Consider the following 23,619-nt stretch of genomic DNA (forward strand, 5'->3'; position numbering starts at 1 on the left):
TTTAGTTGTTGTCAAGTTCTTCTTTTGTCCAGGGTTGGGTCCGGCCCGCTGTTTGTTCGCGGACCCGTTTCACCCTACCGGGTCGTACAGCAGGCGCCTTATTGCCCAGGTCATTCCGGATGTAACTCAGCACAGCAGCAATGTATTCATCATCATTGGAACCTACCGCCGGCATCATATTGGTATAGGTCTTCCCATCGATCGGTCCGGTGAGTCCGTGCAATAGAATTTTGATTAGCTTATTCGGATCTCCGTTTACATCGGCATTGCCTGCAAGTGTAGGCGCAGCGGCTGCACCACCGCCAATGCTTAGCCCCTTGCCATCTGCTCCATGGCACGAAGCACAAAACTCTTTGTAGATGACCGCTCCTTGCTTAACCCGTTTCTGGTCTTCAATGGCCAGCAATGCGGCTTCTTTTTCCGCTTTAGCCCGTTCAACCAACCGGTCTGCATACCGCTGCTGAGACACAGCCAGTATATCGTCAGGATGCGCTTTCAAAAGCTCATCGATGAGTCCTTTGGCCCGAGTGGATTCATCAAATCGCATATTAAGTCCCAATTGAAAACGTACTTCCGGATTCGGATCATTTTTCAACGGGTATAAGGCATCGAACAACGCGGCATCGTTTTCCCAAGCAGCCCCATCAGCTACCCATACGGCGTTCTTGCGAACGTTGGCATCCTTATCACCCAACGCGGCTTCAAGTGTCGCCCGGTCCAATATTCCCAAACCCTCCAATGTCCATAATGCATGGATACGTGCCAGCTGTGCGGGCGACGATGCGACCAATTTTCGAAGTGCATCTCCGACGCTGGTATCGCCACGCAATACCAATAATTTCTGTGCATTGTCGCGCCACCAACCATTCGGATGCTGCAGGTATTGAACAAGCTGAGCCGGGGTTTCATCCAGCATTTTTGGACGGGTCGTATCGGGCTTCATCCCTTCGTAAACCAGTCGGTAAATCCGGCCGCGGCCAATATTTTTATCTAGTCCCCGTTCCACAATTTTAGGTCGCAGGAAACTTCCTTCTTTTGTCCATTCACTTTCCTGAATAATCCCCCGGTACATATCCACGATGTAGAGATTGCCATCGGGGCCGGTTTGCGTATTTACAGGCCTGAAGTTCATGTCAGACGAGGCAATGAACTCCTCGTGATCGTATGCATTCGTTAACGAGATTTTACCCCCATCATTGGCTACTTTTGCCCGCCTGATCAGTCTTCCCACCGGTTCACAGATCAACAGGTCTCCCACCATATCTTCAGGAAGCGATGTTCCCCGGAAAATCGATTGCCCGGTACATGCCGTGAAGTGGTTCAATGTGCTGTCTGGGCGGAGCCTGTTCAGCCCACCCTGTACATCAGGTGTAGCAATCACCGGCCATACGGCCTTGAATTCGTCATCGTACTGATCGTTAAAATCGAGCCGGCCGTAGTAGGGATTTTGTTGGAAACCCAGTGCCGGTATTTCAGCCCCTGCTGCGGAAAAGTATAGCCGTCCGTAGTCATCGTTGGCCAGCCCCCATTGTCCACCCGGGCTTTCTTCCAGCTCTTCGGCAACCAGCTTACCCTGTTCGTAACGGTACCGTACATTTTCGACGGTCAGGTAAATGCGGTTATCCAGGTTCCACACCAAGCCACTTCGCTGGTGTTCCAGGTTGTTGGTATTGGGCCGGTCGTTGACAAAAACCGCTTCACGCTCATCGGCCATTCCATCGCCATCCCTATCCCGGTAGCTATAGATGCTGTTGTCGAACGTCTCGGCTACCAGCAGCCGGTCATCCAAGGGCAGAATCATCCGTGGCAACACCAAGCTGTCGATAAAGACAACCGATTTATCCATTTTCCCGTCGCCGTCCGTATCTTCCAGCCGTTTGATCGAACATACCGGCTGCATTTCGCCTGTACCGTTAACATCCTGCATGTAGGTATTCATCTCCGCAACAAACATCCGTCCATTGGCATCCCAAGCGATCGCCACCGGTTCATGGATCATGGGTTCACTTGCCACCAGTTCCAGCTTGTATCCCGGCTGAAGATAAATTTGCTCCATGCTTTCCTCGGGCGACAGGTACGCCGGGGAGGGCAGTGTGTCAACGATAATTTTGCCATTTTCATCACGTTTAAGTGACTTAACCGGTCCATTACACGACGTCACAAGCCCCACAATCGAAAGGGCACCGACCACACCCGCTACATATTGTTTAATCATCTGTTTAATTTTAGTTATCTTCTTTTGAATTTCTTCCTTTGTCAATTACAATCCCATCGCATAGACGATACCGCCCCATAAGTGCTGCAGGAAAAGAGGCTCCGAGAAGGACTCCTCCGTATGCCCCAAGCCTGTATAAAAAGCCCTGCCGCCATCGTATGCTTGATACCACGAAATCGGATGTGGGTTACCCATGCCCTGCTCGGCAGGGTCATAGCTATTTTCGTCAAGGTTGATCAGGACGTTTACCTCCCTGGAAAATTGCCGGAAGCGATACCATTCATCCAGCCGCTTCCATTTGGAGGGCAATCCCCGCGTTGCCGGAAAATCTTTGTCAACCACGTCCAACACGGCTTCCTGCGGCGCTGGGTGGCCGGCAAAGTAGGCGCCCGATAGCTTGCCATACCAGGGCCAGTCATATTCGCAATCTGCCGCCGCATGAATACCTACATAGCCATTGCCTGCTTGGATATAGCGCTCAAACGCTTGCTGTTGGGCATCGTCCAATACGTCGCCGGTTGTACTCAGAAAAATCACCGCAGCATACTGTTTCAAATTGGCATCGGTGAATTTTGCTGCATCAATGGTCGTATCTACTGCTACGCCGTGTTCCGATCCCAGCTGCTGGATGGCCGCGACCCCTTGTTTGATAGACCCGTGATGAAATCCAGCCGTTTTACTGAATACCAAGATTTTGTTTCCCTGTGCATGTGCATGTCCGAAAAGCAACACCTGTCCACTGATGCACATGATTACGAGTGCACCGATCATTTTTATCTGCTTCATATCTTATTTATTTTAAACAAGCCCATTCGTGGCAACGATGTGCCAATTTTTAAATACGCTTCAACGCGCTATTTAAGTTTAAGGTCTCTCCCTTTTTTGTCTTAAAGTTCACTGTCCGGTCACCGAGCCGCAGCGTCAGCTTTCCTCCTTTTTCGGCAAAAATGCAAGCCTCTTTCAACGTTCCATTTTCCCATGAAAGATCAATGACGAAATCCCCCCGTGCACGTAATCCCGTTACCGATCCTTTTGCCAGGTTTGTGGGCAAGGAAGGCAACAGGTGAACCTCGAAGCGATTATTTTTAAGCGGTACATGACTCTGCACGAGCATCTCCGCAATTGCGGCTGTTGCACCGAAGTTCCCATCGATCTGGAAAGGTGGGTGGTTGTCAAACAAATTGGGCAGCGTCTTCTCCCGCAACAATACACCCAACAGTTTATAGGCATGGTCGCCATCGTGCAGGCGGTTCCACATATTGATCTTCCAGGCCAACCCCCAACCGGTGCCGTCATCTCCACGCGCGATCAAAGTCTTCCTGGCAGCTTCCGCAAGCTCAGGTGTACCGGTCACGGATATCTGGTTGCCGGGGTGAAGCGCGAACAAATGCGACGTATGCCGATGGTGCGGGTCTACTTCTTTATAATCTTCCACCCACTCCATTACCCGGCCTGTGGTTTTGCTGATCCGTATCGGCGCCAACCTGGACAGTGTTTTTAAGCATGTGTTCCTGAAATCTTTGTCTACATCCAGAATCTTCGCAGCCGCAATACAGTTCGTCAGCAAATCATGGATGATTTCGAGATCCATTGTGGCACCGTACGTAAAGACCGAATGGTCTCCATTGGGCAAAACAAACGAATTCTCCGGCGAATAGGAGGGGTTTGTCACCAGTTTACCTGCCACGGGTGTGCCCGCTGGAGCTTCTACCAGGAAATCGAGGATAAACTCAGCGGCTCCTTTCATCAAGGGATAAGCGCGCTGCCGTAGAAATGCCGTATCCAATGTATAGCAGTAATGCTCCCAGGGGTGTTGCGCCAGCCATGCTGCCCCCATCGGCCAGATACCTTGCGGTCCATCCGCCGGTGCGGTAAATCCCCAGGCATCGGTTAAGTGGTGTACCACCCAGCCATCCGCACCATACAATACACTGGCCGTGCGTTCGCCGGGTTTTACCAAGGCTTCCGTCAAGTCAAACAAGGGCAGATGCATCTCTGGCAAGTTGGTAATCTCTGCGGGCCAGTAGTTCATCTGGAGATTGATGTTGGTGTGATAATCGGCATTCCATGGCGGATTCATCTGCCATGCCCACAATCCTTGCAGGTTTGCAGGCATGGTCCCCGGCCGTGAACTCGCGATGAGCAGGTAACGTCCATATTGAAAATACGTTTCCACCAGTGAAGGATGAAGCTGGCCTGTTTTCCTGGCGTCTTCCAGTAGCTCGTCCGTGGCCAACGTTTTACCCTTTCCGTCTACGGCGCCCAATTCAAGCGCCACGCGGCCATAATACTGTTGATGCTCCCGAATCTGTGCCGTTTTCACAACCTCATAAGGTTGACGCATTACTTTCGCAATGGCCGCCGCACAGCTATCTTCAGGAACGCCGGAAAAATCATATGTGCTGTGGATCTGTTGAAGACCGGGATAGTTGGTTGCGCCGGCAATGTACAAGGTCAGCGTATCCGCATCTGTTACCGCCATGACGTCGTCATGAAACGCGGTACGGCCGCCGGCCGTCACGGCCTTCAGCTGTGCAGCAAACCGGATACCCCGATCATTCCCATCGGCATCTTTGATCGGCAACCTCCCCTTCAACAACAACGATTGAGCATCCGTGGGGTGTGGCACAGCCACGGCATCCTGCTGACGCCGCAAGGTAAATGAAGCGGTGATCTTTCTCCCCTGATCAGCAGTAAACCGCACGACAATCACATCATGATCTGCAGAAGCAAAGGTTTCGCGGGTATACCACACGCCATTATGACGGTACCGTACGGTGACAATCCCTGTAGCCAGATCAAGGCTCCGTGTATAATCCGTCACCGCCAGATGCGGTGTATCAAACCAAAGCTCACCCAGTGATTGGTAGGGTTTTACACCACGCGGGCGGCCCATCATGGTTTGCTCAGCCAGCTTCACTGCTTCGTTGTTTTTATTTTCAAAAAGCAACTTCCGAACCTCGGGCAGTGTTTTCAGTGACTCCGGATTATTGGGATCCAGCGCATAACCGTCCCAAAGTGAACTCTCATTAAGCTGAATCCGTTCGTCGGCAACCCCACCGAATACCATTGCACCCAAACGGCCATTCCCGATTGGCAATGCTTCTTCCCAGACACTGGCAGATTGTTTATACCAAAGCACGTTCCTACCAACGGGCCGGTTACCTCCATTCGAAAAACGCGCCCGGTCCATCCATTCCGCACGGATATCGCCGGTACGTGAACTGGCAACGGAAGTTGCTGCCGTAGCCTTCAACATAAAATCAACAATAGGGGCCGGGTTGGGAAAGGCATGGGGGTGATGTTTGAATCCAGGTTTCATGATGACCGTGATGTCGCCCCCTGCTGCCTTCACTTTCCGCTCAAAAGCAAGCGTCTGGGTTTCGGGGTCCACGGCCTCGTCCGCATCCGCGCAAAGAATCAGTATCGGATAGCCACCACTTACAATAGCCGTGATTTTATCCATCGGACTTCCCTTGAAATTTTCCACGGCTCCATCGGTTGTCAGGCCAAATGCCTGACGGATCCCATCGGCCATTCCTCTTTTCAGCAGCGCATACGCACGCATGTCGAGCAGCGGATTGTCTACGTACACACCTGCAACCTTATCCGGATTCGCTGCCGCCCAATTCAATGCATACACACCCCCACGGCTCATTCCTTCGAAAAGCGCTTTGCGATTCAGACCGGCGTTATAAAGTATCTCATAGAACGTATTCCACAACGAAATAGCCGTTTCATTGCCCAGCATTTCTGCTGCATCGCAATACGCGATGTGATACCCCCGTTCCAGTAGTGCAATATCCGCTTGCGGCTCATGCCCCCAGAACCGAGCCCGCCAAACCCACGGCCGTCCATTGGCCACGCGTTTGGGTTTTACTACCTTGCATTCACGGCCATCCAGTGTGAAATCCGCTTCTTCGTAACCAAAAAAGGAACCCGGTGTAAAGGACCGGCCAAGGTGTTTAAACACATCATATGCTGTGTCGAGCTCCAGGTTAATCTGTTCTGCCAGACGGTGGGCAATGATACCGGCGGCCTCTTCCCCGGGATGGATTTTATCGCTATACAATGCCGGTTTATCGACGAGCAGGGAGTGCATATTGAGTACCTCTATGCCTTCTTCCAATGCGGCCTGCTGCATACGGGGGGCGATCTCGTTGACGATCGTCCTGTCCCATATTTGGTTGGTATCGGTTTCAAATGATTTAAACGGAAGTAAAAGAATCACCCTGGGCTGTGACGGCAGTTGCCGGAACGATTGTATCATATCGCGGCAATCACGAACCAGTTCGCCGTAATGGGCTCTATTCACTGCCTTGGCATCGTTACCTCCCAAATCGATGAACACCATATCGGGGGCAAACTTCAATGCGTCCTGATACGCTTGGGTATCCCAATAGGGGGAATCGCCCTTGCGCAGCAGCGTCGTCCCTCCCACCCCGAAATTTGCAACTTGATACCGCCTGCCTAACAAAGCCTGCAATTGACCGGGGTAAGCCCGTTCGGCGGGATTGTCAATGCCGTGCCCTCCTGTGATACTGGCTCCGACACAGGCCACCTTCACCTGTGCAAAGGCACCCATGTAAATAAATAGAAACAACGCGTTGAACGCAGTGAATATTTTTATCATCATCAAGTAGTTTATTTTAGTTAGCGTTACGTTCCGGCAGTTTTACTGATAACGGCTTTTCCCTGCGAAGAACCTTGGCCGCCTCGCCGGTGAGCCAAAGGTAATGATCTGAAGGTACACCTTCGATTCCTACGAAAGATGCCTGCTCGCTTACCGGAGGCGTATCGGTTGTTTTGAAAATAGCGGTCCCTTCGTTGACCTCATCAAACATCGCTACATACAACATGGATGCTCCCGATCGTAAAACCGTTGCAATCTGCTGCCAATAGAACTTACCGCCCATACGGGGGATGGAGCCCACGGGTTTGATGTCATCCGGAAATTCGTACCTGCTCAAATTGTGCCAGCTGAAGCCTGGGTATACACAGGGCACATAGGCTACCCCGTTTTCCTTACACCATTTGAGATCATCCAACGTGTTATCCCGCAGGCGATCCATGTCGTTATGCAGCAACGGACTGTAACGCTGTACGGTCCAAGGCAATACGATATCTGCCATTTTAATCAGCTCATGCAGGTAGGGATCGTTTACACAATCCGCATTGAGCTGCCGGAATGCCGTAGGCACACCCAGCATCACCGTACATCCCCCGTATACGGGATCATTTTTAAGGAAATCGATCAAGCGTTCCAATCCGATATTCCGGATGTTGTAGGGCCGATCCGGAAAGCCAACACCCCAGATGGCCACCACCGGTTTCCCGTTATGGTGTAGGTAGGTCTTCTTTCCTGCCTGATTGGTCACGTTCAACTCGTCTACCAGGTATTTCCAATCTTCAATGATTGTGGAACAATCTTCGCCTTTCGCCTTCAATCCCGACAGGTCGTACATCACTGCGATCGCACGGTCATACGTCGAAGCTGCGTCAAACGCATTTTTCAGAATCGTTGCTGCTGCATTATCCCGATTCTCAGGCCGCGCGTTGCTGAAAAAACGTTGCATGAATACCCCATCCACTCCATAATCCCGCATCCATTTAAAATGGAGGTCCACGGTGCTTTTGTCATACGAACTGAAGAAACGAGCCGGTTGACCATTGGGAAGTTTGAACGGAGTTTCGTAGGTTTTTTCATATTCGGATACATCGGGCCACATGTCAACGCCCGTTCGTTTCTCGCTTCCATAACTGTAGTTTTTAGCACCGGACCCATCTCCCTCCGCCCGAAACCACCCCTGGTATCCGGCCATGATAAGCCCCTTGTATGAGGGGTAATCGGTTTGGCTGCTATGTTTAGTCTGTGCGCCAGCGGCCAGCATACCAAAACAAAGCAGGCCACAAAAAAAATACTTCTTCAATGTTGCTAGGAATATCATAGTTGTGCTTATAATTCAGGTTGCTAAAATAGACGCGTACATTAAAAAAAGCTTAACAAAGGATTAATCAGCCCAAAATTATTTTAATCTGGCTACATTTTGTTAGGTAATACCCTCCCCCGTGCGCATACGTCTCCACCATCGGAGCGGCCACGACCAACGTCCCGGCGAACGCTATTTTGTAAAATCGATCAAGAGGAGTTGATGATGAAGGCAAGGGAGAATACGGTTGACATACGATCGGGAAAGGTTGTGCTGAGCAAAACGACTGCCAGTCGATCGTATAGAACCAGCAGTCGCCGAAGTTTCATTTAAAAATCCATAAAATCCCACGGAGCCCGATAGGGCCTCGACAGCATCAGGTTTGCTGCGGCATCATCAAACACCTCCTTTTTTGGATTCCATTTTACATCACGTTGCAACTCATAGACGATGTTCACGGCATTGCATACAGACGCTGTACGATGCCCGATCTCAACATCAGCCACGGGGCGGTTCCTTTTTTTAATGGCATCCACCCAATCCTGGTAATGATTATCGCTTTCGTAGAGCCGTTTATCCGAAGGTTTTAGGGTTTGTTCTACAATCGATCCGGGAGACGATCGCAAAAAACTTCGTGACACTTCGATGGTTCCCTCCGTACCGATAAACTGTATAGCATTTCCCGGACCCCACAGTTTGTGATGTACCGTTACACCGTTGGCGTATTGAAACGATGCCCCTTCTTTTGCCAATGGATCCTGCGGTGCGTGGAAAGATACAGGCCCCGACTCATCCATGCCCAATGCCCACTGCACGATATCAAACATGTGAGCTCCCCAGTCTGTGATGAAACCGCCCCCAAAACCATGATAATAGCGCCAGCCTGCCCAATCCTTGGTGTTCTCTATAGGAGGCGCCAGCACCGGATGATAACCGCGGTAAAGCGACGGCCCGATCCAGGTATTCCAATCGAGTTCATTGGGTATGGGCTGCGCGGGCAGGTCACATTGCCGGACAGGTTCACCGACAGATACGTTAATTTCTTTAATATCGCCGATGTAGCCGTTTGTAATCAGCTCACTTGCATGCCGAAAGGGTTTCCAGGAGCGCTGCATACTGCCTGTTTGCAATACACGTTTGTATTTTCTAACCGCGTTTACCATTGCCCGACCTTCGGCGATGGTCAGCGCCAATGGCTTTTCACAATAAATATCTTTGCCCATTTTAGCTGCATCGATACAGATTTGCGCATGCCAGTGATCGGGCGTAGCGACTACCACTGCATCAATATCTTTGCGTTCCAAAAGTTCTCGGTACTTAGCATAGCCCGTTACGGGAGTTGCTACCTTCTTTCCGTTTTCCTCGGTTGCGCGTTCCACAAAACGAGCCAGTTTTTTTGAATCCACATCGCTGGTTGCTAGCACGAGGGTTTCCGGGCATTTGTTCAAATTGCCCAACAAACCCATTGCTTGTTTACCAACCCCGATATATCCCAGTGTAATACGGTCACTCGGAGCCAAAAATCCATTGCCCCCCAATACATGCCTGGGTAATATGGTAAATGCAGCGGCACCCCATGCCATGTTTTTGATAAATGTCTTTCTTTCCATTTGGTTTACTTTTCAAGTTCATAAATCGGTTTGATCGCATACAACCGAATCGCTTGTATTGCGTACCGATCGCGCTCTGTAAAGATAGCATTTACCATTAACATCAAGGAGCAAATTATCAACACACATATATCAAAGCAACCAATTACACTAAAATAAATTACCTGAAATTTTGATTTCACTTTTAGTTTATTCGGTTAATAACCGATTAAACTCCGAATGAACTCCGAAGAAAACCCGTCTTAAATCAAAGTAAATAGTAAGTTTTTTGTACAGTAAGTGAGACCAAAAGTAAAGACGGTTAAAATTATTTAGTCAAACTACATTTAGGTGGTCATTCGGTTTCTCCGAAATGTGGGGTTACGTCTCTTTTCACATAAGTTTGATTTTAACAAATATTTCTTTTAAAATTGCGCTCTATTTAAATTAAGTCCAAATAATAAGATGAATAAAATAACCTACCTTTTTGCAACACTTATCTTTTTCTGCCTGCATCAACGCAGCTATGCCCAAAATCAAACATTGGCCGGGCAAGTTGTTTCAACGGCAGACCAACAACCGTTGCCGGGTGTGACCGTTCGGGTATTGGGTATCCCAAATGGGCGAGTTACCGATGAAAAGGGTGCTTTTTCCTTTGAAGGTTTATCCAACGGCCAGTACACACTGACATTTTCCTATCTTGGATACGATGCAACTCGACTCAACATTTCACTTCCAGCGCCTAACAGCGGTAACCTTCTGGTCGCCCTTACACCCGTTGAAAACCAGCTGCAGGCTGTCGAAATCATCGGCCGGAAAGAACAAACATATAAAAACACGTCTTCGTTTGCCGGCACCAAGACCGAAACGCCCATTAAGTTCGTCCCTCAAGCCATCAGCTATGTAACGAAGGAAGTTATAGACGACCAACAGGCCTTTAAAACCAGCGATGTACTAAAAAATATCAGTGGTGTGAATACCTTTTCCTATTACAACAACGATTTCACACTTCGCGGCTTTAGGGCCGGAAATGCCTTAATTAACGGCTTACGGGATGCGACTAATAGCTGGTCACAATCGTTACTTCCCAATGTGGAACGTATCGAAGTAATCAAGGGACCGGCTTCCGCCCTCTTTGCCAACACGGATCCAGGGGGGACGGTTAATACCGTAACGAAAAAGCCGTTAGATGTTGACCGAAAATCGGTAAGCTTTGCCACTGGCAGCTATAATACATATCGATTAACAAGTGACTTCACCGGTCCGATGAACAAAGAGAAAACGTTGTTATATCGACTCAACTTGGCCTATCAGAATGCACAGTCTTTCCGTGTGTTACAAGGTGGCGAGGATATGGTCATCGCACCCTCCATCTCATTTATTCCTACGGATCGTACACAAGTTAATATCGACTTCGTATATTCCAAGACCAAGTCTCGTTTGGACCGCGGGCAGCCGATATTCGGCGCCTCAGCAGGAACCGATTTGTATTCCACACCGGTTTCTTTTGCCATTGGCAAGGAAAATGACTTTGAAAATGAGCTCAATCTATACACCACCGCGTCGCTTCAGCATAAATTTAGCGACCATATTTCCTTCAACGCATCCTACATGAAATTCCTCTATGACGAGGATTTACTGGAACATCGGACATCCAACAGCTACGCGGTAGACGCCGACAGCGTAGAAGTTCCTACATTGATGCAGATGCAAACCATCCGTCGCAAACAAAAAAATTACAACGACAATGTGACCTTATATTTTGTTAGTGATTTCAAAACTGGACAATTGACCCATAAACTTTTGGTGGGCTACGACTACATCCAGAATGTATCGCCCGAAGGCGGCTCCAGCTACAACGCAAGCGGGGGCTATCGGAATGCTGCAAACAATGGATTTTATGGCACTTACGATCCGTCAAACAGGGCCAGCTATCTCTTTGATCCAAAAACCCAACTTCCTGTTCCGAATGTACCTCATTTCGATCTTGTTAATCCGAACTATTCCATTTCCGAAATCTCAGGCTATTTTAACGAATCGCGCGCCCAATCTGTCACCAAGTACTACGTAAACGGTGTGTATCTACAAGACCAAATTACCTGGGGGCCGATACAAGCGCTCTTGGCTGTCAGACAGGAGTTTTATACGGATTTGTTAAATTATAAAAAGAGTAACGAAGAGAAAGTAGAGCAGCAAAAGCTAATCCCTCGTTTCGGCCTCGTCTATACCCCGATAGAGCCTGTAAGTCTATATCTTACTTATGCACAGGGTTATCAACCCCAAGGAGCTGGCACCATCGGCGATCCGGAGCGATTTGGCGGACCGTTCGACCCATTAACCAGTACGATGTATGAAGGGGGGGCTAAAATGGAATTTCTCAACAAGCAATTGAGTATCAATACGGCCATCTACTACATCGAACAAAATAACATCCTGATTAATGCCAACGATTTGGGAAATCCCGATCTGCTCAGGCAATTAGGTCAGCAACGATCGCGGGGAATCGAGTTGGATGTATACGGCCAAATCAAACCCAATCTAAGTGTAACCGCCAACTTCGCGATCAATGAGGCCACCATCACGGAAAGTGATGACCCGAAAGAGATTGGTAATCTGCTTCCCAATGCACCAAAAAACCAAGGTGGTATCTGGGCCAAGTATACCTTCAACATCCCAGCGCTAAATGGTGTCGGCATCGGAGCCGGAGCAAACTATGTGAGCAGGCGTGCAACGCTTAGAGACGTCCTCACGTTGCCGTCTTATGTGGTTGCCGATGCGGCGTTATATTATACCATCGACAAATTTAAATTGTCCGCTAACCTCAATAATGTATTCAACAAGACCCACTGGGTAGGTGGCTACGATTTTAACCGGTTGTATCCGGGCACGCCCCGCAACTTTCTGGTCGGTGTAGGTTATACATTCTAAGCGGATCGAACATGTCCAAACGCGCCGGCAAGGCTGAGAATAACAAAAAATTATTTTGGCGCCTTCACCATTGGGTAGGTCTGTATACAGGCATCCTCATCGGTGCACTCAGCCTTACCGGCGCGGTTGCCGTATTTATCCCGGAAATCGACGGATGGATTGTTAAACATCATTACAAAGCCCTGTCGTCCCCCTCCCCTACAGGCGGCCCACAATTCAGTCAATCTATCGATTCGCTAATCCACCAACATCCCGACTATAGCTCGTTGTCCATCAGCTTACCGGATCATTCCGGACAGGTGGTACATGCCGATGTCATCTTACGACCTGAAGGTGGCAATTTGAAGCGCGTCGATTTTTTCATCGATGCCGGAAAGGATCGGATCATCGGGCAACGCAATCATCAGAATTCCTTGGCCAATTACCTGCGGCAGATGCATGTACGGCTATATGAAGGATACTGGGGGCGCCAACTGGTGGGTATTGGTGGATTGGCATTGGCCGTCGTGGCCATCACCGGTCTGCTCATTTATGGCAATTTTATGAAAAAACAGTTGTGGCCCAAGCTGCGAAAAACCAGGGACATGCGTATCATCATGGCCGATTGGCACAAGATATTGGGCATCAGCGCACTGGCCTTTAACGTCGTCATTGCACTCACCGGTGCGTGGCTGGGATTACAGCCGTGGTTAATGCGATGGTTAGAGATCAAAACTCCTAATACATTCAAAGCAGCCATCGTTATGGAACCGGAAGCCGATAAGGCAATGTACGTCAATTGGAATGAAATCCTGAAAACCGCAAAAAAAGAATTCCCTGCACTTCAACCCCGCCAACTCTCTTCCTCAACCAACGGTTCGGGAACAGTCACCGTGCGCGGTAATATCGCCGGTCAGATCTACGAACGCGACATCAATATACTGGTTCTTTCAAAAACAGACTATCGTCCAATTTTCAAGTACGATGTCCGAGAACAATCGCTCAGTCACAAATTCTATTTCATTCAGGAAGCACTGCACTTCGGCGACTTCGGCGGATTGATGCTCAAGGCCCTCTATGCGTTGCTCGGATTGACCAGTGGCTTCTTATCCATCAGCGGTTTTGTTATCTTTCTGTTCCGCCGCCAAAAAAAGAAGAAATTCCAACGGGCAGATGCGTGGAAAACTACATTTGTATATAGCGTGGCGGTACTACTCTTTTTGATTGGAATTGCTTTGATCAGTCTATTTATCGGCTATTCCACCGCTTCGTTGATCGCCGGTATCCTGATCAACACCTTATTGATCGGTTTAATTGGCTATGCGCTTTTACGGTACTTGTTTCGCCTATTTAATCGTAACCATCAACCCTCGGCATGAACGCAGCAAAAAGAAAACACAACAAGCGGCATGATACACACACGGAGCACCACCTAGTGCCCGCCGCGCTTTTTCTGCTCAACGTGCTCGCCGTCCATGTCGTTTATGTCGTTTATGCATACTTCAACGCTGTGGGGAACCAGATTGGCTGGGTTGTACTACTTACACTCGCATTCGTCGCACTAAGCAGTGCTATTTGGATCAAAAACCGGATATACCTTTGGTGTTCAATGATGTATTACGTAGCGTTGTTTATTTATTGTTGGGTGTAGGTGCTCACCGTACGCATCAGCTCATTACTCCGTTCCACTAACCAATCGTAGCCTGTGGCGCCTTCGGGCTTTGCAAACAACTTGGAACCTAACCCCACAGCGCTTACACCGGCATCAAACCACCCGGAAATACTTTCTTTCGTCGGGTTTACACCACCTGTTGGCATAAACCGCATAGCAGGAAATAATGGTTTAATACCTTTTAGGAATCCGGTTCCCAATGTATCGCCCGGGAAAAGTTTTACCAAAGGAGCGCCCAGGTCTTCGGCCAGGCTGATCTCCGTCGGAGTCATGCATCCGGGTACCCATAGGATGCCTTTCTTTAAGGTCACTTCGGCAATTTCAGTCTTCACGACAGGGCTGACGATAAACCTGGCTCCCATTTCAATGTATGCCGTAGCCATTGCCGCTGATTTAATTGTACCGATGCCTAACAAAAGATCCGGCCAGTTTTCTTTCTGAAACGACAACAATTGGGAAAAGTTCTCGGGTGCTTTGTCACCCCGGTTTACAAATTCAAAAACCCGGATTCCACCTTGATAACAAGCATTCACCACCGCTGTACAAGTTTGGATGTCTTCATTATAATATACGGGCAATACCGGATATTGAAGGATATGTTTTAGCGTATTTTCCATTTTAGTATTAAGATATGAGACGTTAGCTAGTAGACTTCTCGACCTCTCCTACAAATCCCCGTTGCCGAAGTCGCCTTTGACAAATAACTTCTTGAATCCCGCAGCGGTTGCTGTATCAATTGTCTCCTGTCCACTTTTGCCTTCTACCAGTGCATAGATCAGGCCTGCCATGAAGGCATCTCCGCTACCGATGCGGTCGATCACCTTGTCTGTTTCATTGATAGCCGACATAAAGTCCGCCTCCCGCGTGTGGTAAGTACCATACAACAGGTTATGGCTCGCGGTATCCATAAAACGGAACGTATAGGCAACCTGTTGGCATTGGGGCAACAAGCTGAATACTTCCTGGGCAGATTCCCTGGCATGTTCGAAATAGACATCCGGTGCGGTATCCCTTCCCAATGTGTCCAATACGGAAGTACCCAGCATTTTATTGGCCGCCCAGATATTGCCCATTACCACATTACAGGATGAGAGCAGGGCCGGCATCACCTCGATGGGATCCTTCCCGTAATTCCATAACCGGTTACGGTAATTGAGATCGACAGACACGACTAGCCCCTTCGCACGTGCAACGTCCAATGCCTCCTGACAAACCGCTGCAAGGGATTCATTTAAAGCCGGGGTGAGTGCACTCCAATGGAACCACGTGTAATCGTCCAATACACGATCCCAATTGATCATACCGGGCTTCAATTGGCTAAAAGCCGAATATTTCCGGTCATATACCACTTCGCCCTTGCTAAGCCCGTTTGCCGACAGCAGGAAATATAATCCAAGCCTGTCCCCTTCCAGCAACGACGGCGACACATCTACGCCGAGGCTTGTCAAGGTCGATAGGATCTGTGATGTCAGGTCATTCTCAGGAATACGGCTCAGGTAGCTGCACGGGATGCCCCATTGTCCCAGTGAGGCAGCCACATTCGCTTCCGAACCGCCGGGAAAAACGACCACCTGACCGTCTTCTCCCAAAAACGATTCGCCGGAGGAACTCAACCGCAACAGCAATTCGCCGAATGATAATATCTTATGTTTAGTCATGGGGTGCTAAAATAGTGTTTTTTGAGACGTTAGACAACAGACATTAGCTAGCAGACCTTTGGACCAAGTGGCTAGCCTCTCTTTTCTATCCCAGCGCTTGTTCAAAATCCCCGACCAGATCGTCAATGTGTTCAATTCCGACCGAAATGCGCAACATGCCGTCATTTATGCCTGCTTTTAACTTCTGTTCGGGAGAATGATGCAGTCCCCACATACTGGCAGGATGTACAGCCAACGACTCGACCCCGCCCAAGCTCGCAGCGTTCGCAAAGATCCGAAGGTTGTTCAGCACGAGCTGTGCACGCTCGAATTGCTCCTGTTCATCCTTTCCAACCACCTCTACACAAAGCATCCCGGTGTAACCGTTCATCTGGCGCTTCGCCAATGCGTACTGTGGATGCGACGGCAGCCCACAATATAGAACACGCTTAATCAACGGATGTTTTTCAAACCACTGGGCCAACGCCAATGCATTCTCGTTGATCTGTTTCACACGGAGGGAAAGTGTCCGCAATCCCCGAAGCAACAACCACGCGTCGAAAGGGGCCAATGAACCTCCTAAAGACAATAATTTCTTCCACGCTTGATTCACCATTTCTTCAGTACCACAGATGACGCCCGCCGTGAGGTCACTGTGCCCTCCCAGGTATTTGGTCGCACTGTGCACAACCACATCAATACCGTGATCGCCGGGCCGCTGATTGATGGGACTGGCAAACGTATTGTCACAAATCGTCACGATACCGCGTGCCTTGGCCAAGTTGGCCACATAGGCCAAATCGGTGATGGCTAAATTCGGATTTGACGGGGTTTCAAGATAAATCAATCGGGTATTGTCCCTCAAAACCGCATCCAGCGATGTGATATCCTGTTGATCAAAATAGGATACATCAATTCCAAATTGTGGAAGCAGTTCTTTCAGCAAGATGCTGGCCGCCGAATAGTGAGATAGTTGCGCAACCACATGATCACCCGCCCTAACTACGGATAATACGGCCGTGCTGATGGCAGCCATGCCGGTAGCGGTCAGCAAAGCGGCCTCCTTGCCCTCCAGTTTGGCAATCAATTCGGCGGTTTGGCTACTCACCGGATTACCATGACGTTGATAAAAATAAGGATAACGCGCCTCTGTTCCCGCTTTCAGAAAATCATCCGGATTGCTATCCGCAAAATACGTAGCGGTTTGATAAATAGGTGGGACCACCGAACGGGTCTCGTTAAATGCTTCTCCCGAATGGATTAAATCGGTTTCGATCTGACTCATGGTATCTAAATTTACAAACTTTTCGAAGGCAGCAATGGCTTGATTAACGTATAGACACGGCAGCCCGCACAAAAGCCGAACGCGGCTTCCAAAAATGCAAAAATAAGCAGTATATCCGCGAGGATATAAGAAATGGACGAGGCGCCTACCCCATACAGCATGGTGATGGCACCCGTAACTAATAACCCGATCCATGCGGCAAACCGCTTGGGCGCACGATCGACCGGCTTATTGCCCATACCAAACGCCTTGACCAATACGCCACCCAGTTGTCCAAGCAAACTATATTTCCCCAGTTTGGATGCCCTCAGGAAAAAATCAACGACAAGAAACGCCGGAATAAACCAATACCCGGATACAATGTAACCCGCCGTCAAAACCAAGACCAGCAGCGCAGTCCATCTCACTTGGTATTCATTCATGGTAACGAAATCTACGGGACAATCTAACCCTCTATTTGACATATAAAATCGGATGTACTTTACGCCTGCAAAATTGCAAATAAAATATTAGTCTATCAAAAAAGTAGACTAAAAATCCGTTGTCTCACTACACATCGATACGGCAAAAACCAATAGAAAATAAAAGAGTTTTTTGTCTTTTATTAAATTTTGTTACCTTTGTGCCATACAGCAGAAATGGATGTTTTCAAAAACCTGTGAATACGCAATACGAGCCGTGATGTTCATCACACGCGAGACCAAAGATGGCAAACGTGTGGGGGTACGGGAAATCGCCGAAGGCATCGACTCACCGGTACATTTTATTGCCAAAATATTGCAGGAGCTGAGTAAACGGGGAATCGTCCAGTCGTTAAAAGGTCCTACGGGCGGATTTTACATGGATGGCAATACACTGACCCATACCCTGGCAGACATTGTACTGGCCGTTGATGGTGACAAATTGTTCAACGGGTGTGGCCTTGGGCTAAGCGAATGTTCGGAAAAGCAACCTTGTCCGCTGCATGCAGAGTTCAAGAAAATCCGGAAGGACCTGCATGAACTGCTGGCGCGTACCAAATTGGGAGAATTACAGGACAAGTTTGACATGTCCACCTTTTACCTGAGCAGGCGGTAAAAAAATTTAAATTAATAAAAGATAAAAAGGTATTAATATCACTTTATGGAACAGATGCCCAACATTTATTCATTGCAACTTGGCTGGCAGGAAATGACGATGGTCGCATTCGTCGTACTACTCCTGGTATTGCTTGGGGTCTTACTCTCGCTATATCACCGCGTTGTGCACATCCGAAATAATACCGGTGGCGGAACGGACTTCCGTTTAAAGCGTCATGTTGAGCAGTTTAGCAGCGAACAATTGGAGATGCTGTTACAGCAGAAAAGACGTGGAACGGTAAAGCAAAAAGCATCTCCCCTGTCAAAGAAAGCGGTCATGTTCATCGCCGGGCTCTCCGCTGGCCTGCCTGCCTTCGCACAGGAAACTACAGCATCTGGTATCGCCTGGGGAAACGCAGGCATCGTCATTACACTGGTACTTATCGGAATCCCGGTACTGTGTGGCTTGGTATTGATGGTGATCAAAATCCGACGTACCCTATTCCGTTATCAACAGCGTCAGAATGACGCGCTGGCGGGTGAACTGGCACAGTACCTCGATGGGCTGTCGGATCCGGAAGTGCTCGACAACCTGGCCGAGCGGAAAGCCGCACTCGAATACACGTTGACCCATACCGAACTCACGGGCGATGTTCCGGTGCGCGACAAACGTGGCTTGATTGCTTCCCCACGCAGCGATGTAAACCTTCCCATTGCCGCGTTGAAGAAGCGGGCTGTCCGCCGTCCCAACATTGATAGCCAGTTGGCCAAACTGGTTTTATGGTACATCGGCACGTCGGCATTCTGGCTGCTGTTTGGTACCACGGTTGGCCAGTATCTCGGTATCAAATTTATCGCACCCGATGCTGACCAATTGAGCTGGCTGAGTTTTGGTCGGCTTCGGCCCGTACATACGAATGCAGTTTTCTGGGGATGGGCATCGCTGGGTATGCTGGGATTGGGGCATTACATTGTTCCCCGCGTAAGCAACGTGCCGCTTGCCAGCCTCCGTTACGGCTGGTATTCGCTTATCCTCATCAACCTCACGGTGCTCGTTGGCACCGTCAGCCTGATGGCCGGAATTAACAACGGTGGCGGCGAATACCGCGAATACATATGGCCCATCATGCTACCCTTTGCAGTGGCGCTGGCGCTCACGCTGATTAATTTCCTAAAAACCATTGCGCGCCGGAAAACCACGGAAATCTATATTTCCAACTGGTATATGATATCCGCAATCATCTTCACCATCGTCATCGCGCTGGTTGCCTATCTTCCCTTCTGGCAGAATGGCCTCGGCGAAGTTATCGTGCAGGGCTATTACATGCACCAGGGCGTAGGCATGTGGTTTATGCTTTTTACGCTGGGCATCGTTTACTATTTTTTACCTCAACAGCTTAACAAGCCCATCTATTCTTACAGCCTTGGCATACTCGCCTTCTGGACACAGATTCTGTTTTATACGCTTATCGGCACTCACCATTTCATCTTCAGCGCCATCCCTTGGTGGTTACAAACTGTAGCCATCGTGGGCAGTGCCGGGATGGTTATCCCCGTGGTTGCGGGCACGACCAACTTCCTGCTCACGTTCCGCGGAGCCTGGTACAAGGTGAAGGATAGCTATACACTTCCTTTTTTTCTCGCGGGCATCATTTTTTACTTCACCGGCTCCCTCCAGGGCACTGCCGAAGCATTCCGCTACACGAATCTGATCTGGCACTTCACAGACTTTACAGTCGCCCATTCGCACCTGACGATGTACGGCATCATCTCCTTCCTGCTTTGGGGCAGTATGTATGCCGTTGTGCCCCGTTTGACCGGCCAAGAGCCACCGCAGCTGACCGTGGGGGCACATTTCTGGTTTGCATTGATCGGCCTGCTTTTCTATACAGTCCCCTTGATGTATGGCAGCACGTTGAAAGGTCTTTCCTGGTTGGAAGGAAAGCCTTTTATTGACAGCGTGGTCCTGATGGCCCCTTACTGGTTATGGCGGGCCATCGGGGGAAGTCTGATGTGGCTCTCGCACCTCCTGTTTGCTTATAACCTCTATAAGATGTTCCGTACGGAACCGCAATCCAACATTGTGGAGACTGCGCTGGCGAAATTAACAGACAAAACAGTTTCAACCGCTGAAACAAGGTAAACGTAGACGCATGGAATTTTTTAATAATCATACCAAACTCTTTGGAACCGCTTTCCTCCTTTTTGCGGCACTGACGCTGTTTGTGGCCATCATCCCGGCCATCAGTAACCAGCAAAATAATGCACCGTTACCCAATGCTGTACCGCTCAGCGACGACGCCCGGAAAGGCAAGGAGTTATTTATCGCTAATGGCTGCGTGGCCTGTCATACACAGCAGGTGCGCAACATCGACATGGACAGCCGCTGGGGTAAGCGACCGGGTATCGCGGCTGATTATGCAGCCATGAAACGGATGGATATCTGGCGCAATACGGCCACCCTGGCGGGCACGGAGCGCACGGGGCCTGACCTGACCGATATCGGCAACCGACAACCCAGCCTCGATTGGAATCTGGTACACCTCTACAACCCGCGGACGGTCGTCAAAGAATCCGTGATGCCGGCCTATCCCTGGCTCTTCGAGCGGAAAGCCATGCCTTCCGATAGCGATGTAGTGGTCAATGTACCCGAGGCCTTTCTCGGCGGCAAGTCGGGGAAAGTGGTGGCCAAGCCCGAAGCCCTGCAATTGGTGGCCTACCTGCAATCGCTCAAGCAGGCAGAACTGCCGGGCGAGAGCCGAGCACCCGAATTTCTATATAAACGGGTTGTCAAGTCAACAGAGGAATCCGGTGGATCCGAAAGTGGAGTGAATGGGGCACTGCTGTATACCGACAACTGCCAGGCATGCCATCAAGCCGACGGGAAGGGGCTGCCGGGTGCATTTCCACCGTTGGCCAACAGTCCGATCGTAACGGGCGACGACCTTTCGGTGTATGTAGACATCATTATGAATGGTTACGATGCCCGCCCCGAATACGGTGCCATGCCCGGTGTAGGCACGATGATGGGTTTCACAGCAGATGATGTGGCAGCTATTATCAACCACGAGCGCTCCAGCTGGGGCAACAAAGGCAAAGAGGTAACAGCAGAAGAAGTACAGGAAATCATAACCCTATTGGAGGCAGACAACAAATGAAAGTAGTTTTTTCCCTATTCACGTTGATATTGGCTACCCTTAGTGGACTGGCATGCCCGGTGTGCGAAAGGCAACAACCCAAGATGTTGCAAGGAATATCCCATGGTGCAGGACCGGCAAGCGATTGGGACTATGTCATCATCTGGGCGATGGTGATCGTTGTAGCCTTCACCTTGTATTTTTCCATCAAAATGCTGGTCAAGCCGGGCGAAAAAACCGGCGGCCACATCAAGCGGATCATATTAAATTTGGAAGATGGCACCGAAAAGTAAAATCATCATCTATATTGACAACGAACCGAATCCCATTGCGGCATTCGAAGCTCCCGTTAACTTTGAACTGGATACGCGGAAGTTGGTCGACGGCGAGCACCAGCTCACAGTTGTGAGCAAAGACCCATCCGGCAAAGAGGGAATCCGTAAAATTCCTTTCGAAGTACGAAACGGGCCAGCCATCAGCATCGAGGGCATCCGCGAAAATGCCGTAGTGGACGGCGTACTGCCCCTGATGATCAACGCCTATGGAAAGGGCGACCAAAAGGACTTTCTCATCTCGGGCAGCGAAACCCCGCAAAGTATTCCAGCCTGGGTATGGATTTTGATTATTGGTTTTGTAGGTTGGGGGTTGTTTTACCTGATCCGGTATTTTGCGCTGCCCCTATAGGAGGCAATGGATATGAAGAGAGCGATCGAAACGATGGAAGACATCCGCTTGTTGGTGGATACATTTTACGGTAAAGTCAGGGAAAACCCGCTGATCGGGCCCATCTTCGACAGCGTGATTGGCGACCGGTGGCCAGTGCACCTCGAGAAGATGTACCGATTCTGGCAAACCGTCCTGTTCGGCGAGCACACTTATTACGGGGCTCCCTTTCCGCCACATGCGCAACTGCCGGTTGACCGCCAGCATTTTGACACTTGGTTGGGGCTATGGCATACCACCCTTGACCAACTTTTTACCGGTGAGAAGGCCGCCGAGGCAAAATGGCGCGGCGATAAAATGGCAGCCATGTTCCTTTCCAAAATCAACTATTATCGCAGTCGTCCCTCAACCCCACTGTCATGAGTACATCCACAAATCCTCCCAAGCCCCTAAAGCGGAGCGCCCACCTGAAATCGATCAGTCACGATCATCACCAAGGATTACTGTTATGCTGGAAAATCCGTGAGGGCTTCAAACGGAACGTAGCGACCGAACGCATCAAGCGCTATGCCGATTGGTTCTGGCGGACACAGCTTGTTGATCATTTCGAGGTGGAGGAAACCTATATTTTTCCCGTCCTGGGTAACGATCACGAGCTGGTGAAGCGAGCGCTTTCCGAACACCGGCGACTCAAGCGTTTATTTGAACAGGAAACCGAGGCTTGGCGGTCGTTGAATCTCATCGAAGAAGAACTGGATAGCCACATACGCTTTGAGGAGCGGATATTGTTCAATGAGGTACAGCGAGTGGCTACCGAACCGCAACTCGCGGCCATCGCAAAACATCATCAACATGCACCTCCATGTGAAAACTGGGACGATCCGTTTTGGGAGTGACTAAAATTTAAGTTTCCTTGGATTTTGGTAGTTGTTCCAAAAACGCAGCAGCAAAATATTCTCACCGTCAATCTTATAGAATAAGCTAATCTGCTTTCTGATTACCACTTTTCTAACACTCTTGTAATTACTTAGCGGATACATTTCCGGAAAAATGGCAATTAATTCCAAAATGTCTTCAACCTGTTCAATGAATTCTTGTGCAATGCGGGTCGTCCACCGTTCCAATAAAAAATCAATATTGTGGTGATAATCATTCATAGCATCCTCTGTCCAAATAAGCCTCATTGGACGGAACTATCTGTTGTAAAGATTCGGATATTTGTTCTTTGTTTTACTCATCACTTCTTCGTGCGTAAGGACGCGCCCATCTTCAACAGATTCCAAAGCAATGTCAATAGCTTCCTTTTCCTCTGCACTTAGTTGAATGTTTTGAGTGGTAGAATTTTTTAGGGAAACCAATTGGCTAATTAGCCTTCTATCGTCAAGAGTACTCAACCAATGGATAATATCTAATTTTTCAGCTTGAATATCCATGTCAGCAAATTTAAATTTGTCAATAACCTTACTGTATGACTAAGATCATTACTTATCCTAAAAACCAAAGGTAATCATAATTATATTTTGTGC

The 23,619-nt window shown here is 49.3% G+C and carries 21 protein-coding genes; 10 read left to right on the forward strand and 11 right to left on the reverse strand.

The window, feature by feature from the left end:
- Position 1 precedes the first annotated feature (1 nt).
- The 5 genes from BMZ56_RS13785 to BMZ56_RS13805 all read right to left on the reverse strand — a co-directional run bounded on the left by BMZ56_RS13785 (position 2) and on the right by BMZ56_RS13805 (position 9,755).
- Complete coding sequence (locus BMZ56_RS13785) at positions 2-2,215, reverse strand: DUF7133 domain-containing protein (RefSeq protein WP_143072926.1); 2,214 nt, start codon at positions 2,213-2,215, stop codon at positions 2-4.
- A gap of 45 nt (positions 2,216-2,260) precedes the next feature.
- Positions 2,261-3,001 carry a ThuA domain-containing protein gene (locus BMZ56_RS13790; protein ID WP_090627662.1) on the reverse strand — a complete coding sequence of 247 codons (741 nt, stop codon included), beginning with the start codon at positions 2,999-3,001 and terminating at the stop codon, positions 2,261-2,263.
- A 49-nt stretch (positions 3,002-3,050) separates the two neighbouring features.
- Positions 3,051-6,851, reverse strand: a complete 3,801-nt coding sequence (locus BMZ56_RS13795; RefSeq protein ID WP_090627663.1) for a glycosyl hydrolase family 95 catalytic domain-containing protein — start codon at positions 6,849-6,851, stop codon at positions 3,051-3,053.
- Between the two features lie 13 nt (positions 6,852-6,864).
- A complete protein-coding gene (locus BMZ56_RS13800) occupies positions 6,865-8,163 on the reverse strand; it encodes a glycoside hydrolase family 99 protein (protein ID WP_090627664.1) in 1,299 nt (432 codons plus the stop codon).
- Between the two features lie 311 nt (positions 8,164-8,474).
- Positions 8,475-9,755 carry a Gfo/Idh/MocA family protein gene (locus BMZ56_RS13805; RefSeq protein WP_090627667.1) on the reverse strand — a complete coding sequence of 427 codons (1,281 nt, stop codon included), beginning with the start codon at positions 9,753-9,755 and terminating at the stop codon, positions 8,475-8,477.
- 444 nt (positions 9,756-10,199) lie between these two features.
- Here BMZ56_RS13805 and BMZ56_RS13810 point away from each other — a divergent pair, with 444 nt between their 5' ends.
- From BMZ56_RS13810 to BMZ56_RS13820, 3 genes are read left to right on the forward strand one after another with little or no spacing between them, the layout of a single operon-like run.
- Positions 10,200-12,662, forward strand: coding sequence for a TonB-dependent receptor (locus tag BMZ56_RS13810; RefSeq protein WP_090627668.1), 2,463 nt, complete (start codon positions 10,200-10,202; stop codon positions 12,660-12,662).
- Positions 12,663-12,673: 11 nt separating this feature from the next.
- Positions 12,674-14,020, forward strand: coding sequence for a PepSY-associated TM helix domain-containing protein (locus tag BMZ56_RS13815; protein WP_090627670.1), 1,347 nt, complete (start codon positions 12,674-12,676; stop codon positions 14,018-14,020).
- Complete coding sequence (locus BMZ56_RS13820) at positions 14,017-14,292, forward strand: hypothetical protein (RefSeq protein WP_090627672.1); 276 nt, start codon at positions 14,017-14,019, stop codon at positions 14,290-14,292. Before BMZ56_RS13815 ends, BMZ56_RS13820 begins: the two co-directional genes overlap by 4 nt.
- Here the strand turns inward: BMZ56_RS13820 and BMZ56_RS13825 are convergent.
- From BMZ56_RS13825 to BMZ56_RS13840, 4 genes are all read right to left on the reverse strand, one after another.
- Positions 14,277-14,930, reverse strand: a complete 654-nt coding sequence (locus tag BMZ56_RS13825; RefSeq protein WP_090627674.1) for a beta/alpha barrel domain-containing protein — start codon at positions 14,928-14,930, stop codon at positions 14,277-14,279. The two genes, BMZ56_RS13820 and BMZ56_RS13825, sit on opposite strands and share 16 nt — an antisense overlap.
- 48 nt (positions 14,931-14,978) lie before the next feature.
- Positions 14,979-15,971: a sugar kinase gene (locus tag BMZ56_RS13830; RefSeq protein WP_090627676.1), complete on the reverse strand. Its 993-nt coding sequence runs from the start codon at positions 15,969-15,971 to the stop codon at positions 14,979-14,981.
- Between the two features lie 85 nt (positions 15,972-16,056).
- A complete protein-coding gene (locus BMZ56_RS13835; protein ID WP_090627678.1) occupies positions 16,057-17,235 on the reverse strand; it encodes a trans-sulfuration enzyme family protein in 1,179 nt (392 codons plus the stop codon).
- Positions 17,236-17,246: 11 nt separating this feature from the next.
- Positions 17,247-17,657, reverse strand: a complete 411-nt coding sequence (locus tag BMZ56_RS13840; protein WP_177195151.1) for a DUF4395 domain-containing protein — start codon at positions 17,655-17,657, stop codon at positions 17,247-17,249.
- Between the two features lie 220 nt (positions 17,658-17,877).
- On the opposite strand from BMZ56_RS13840, the gene BMZ56_RS13845 reads away from it, so the two are divergent.
- From BMZ56_RS13845 to BMZ56_RS13875, 7 genes are read left to right on the forward strand one after another with little or no spacing between them, the layout of a single operon-like run.
- Positions 17,878-18,312 carry an RrF2 family transcriptional regulator gene (locus tag BMZ56_RS13845; protein ID WP_090627681.1) on the forward strand — a complete coding sequence of 145 codons (435 nt, stop codon included), beginning with the start codon at positions 17,878-17,880 and terminating at the stop codon, positions 18,310-18,312.
- Between the two features lie 45 nt (positions 18,313-18,357).
- Entirely contained in the window at positions 18,358-20,436 is a 2,079-nt protein-coding gene (locus BMZ56_RS13850) for a cbb3-type cytochrome c oxidase subunit I (protein WP_090627683.1), read from the forward strand.
- A gap of 10 nt (positions 20,437-20,446) precedes the next feature.
- Positions 20,447-21,451, forward strand: coding sequence for a cbb3-type cytochrome c oxidase subunit II (locus tag BMZ56_RS13855; protein ID WP_090627685.1), 1,005 nt, complete (start codon positions 20,447-20,449; stop codon positions 21,449-21,451).
- Entirely contained in the window at positions 21,448-21,723 is a 276-nt protein-coding gene (locus BMZ56_RS13860; protein ID WP_090627687.1) for a hypothetical protein, read from the forward strand. The genes BMZ56_RS13855 and BMZ56_RS13860 overlap by 4 nt, the downstream gene beginning before the upstream one ends.
- Positions 21,707-22,114: a cytochrome C gene (locus tag BMZ56_RS13865; RefSeq protein ID WP_090627690.1), complete on the forward strand. Its 408-nt coding sequence runs from the start codon at positions 21,707-21,709 to the stop codon at positions 22,112-22,114. Before BMZ56_RS13860 ends, BMZ56_RS13865 begins: the two co-directional genes overlap by 17 nt.
- A 12-nt stretch (positions 22,115-22,126) precedes the next feature.
- Entirely contained in the window at positions 22,127-22,516 is a 390-nt protein-coding gene (locus BMZ56_RS13870) for a group III truncated hemoglobin (RefSeq protein WP_090627915.1), read from the forward strand.
- Positions 22,513-22,989, forward strand: coding sequence for a hemerythrin domain-containing protein (locus tag BMZ56_RS13875; RefSeq protein WP_090627692.1), 477 nt, complete (start codon positions 22,513-22,515; stop codon positions 22,987-22,989). The genes BMZ56_RS13870 and BMZ56_RS13875 overlap by 4 nt, the downstream gene beginning before the upstream one ends.
- On the opposite strand, the gene BMZ56_RS26180 is transcribed toward BMZ56_RS13875, so the two are convergent.
- Positions 22,990-23,277, reverse strand: a complete 288-nt coding sequence (locus BMZ56_RS26180; protein WP_090627694.1) for a type II toxin-antitoxin system RelE/ParE family toxin — start codon at positions 23,275-23,277, stop codon at positions 22,990-22,992. It abuts the gene before it with no gap.
- 9 nt (positions 23,278-23,286) lie between these two features.
- Positions 23,287-23,526 carry a hypothetical protein gene (locus BMZ56_RS13885; RefSeq protein WP_090627696.1) on the reverse strand — a complete coding sequence of 80 codons (240 nt, stop codon included), beginning with the start codon at positions 23,524-23,526 and terminating at the stop codon, positions 23,287-23,289.
- Positions 23,527-23,619 lie beyond the last annotated feature (93 nt).

The sequence above is a fragment of the Parapedobacter indicus genome (assembly GCF_900113765.1).
In the GTDB taxonomy this organism is placed as follows: domain Bacteria; phylum Bacteroidota; class Bacteroidia; order Sphingobacteriales; family Sphingobacteriaceae; genus Parapedobacter; species Parapedobacter indicus.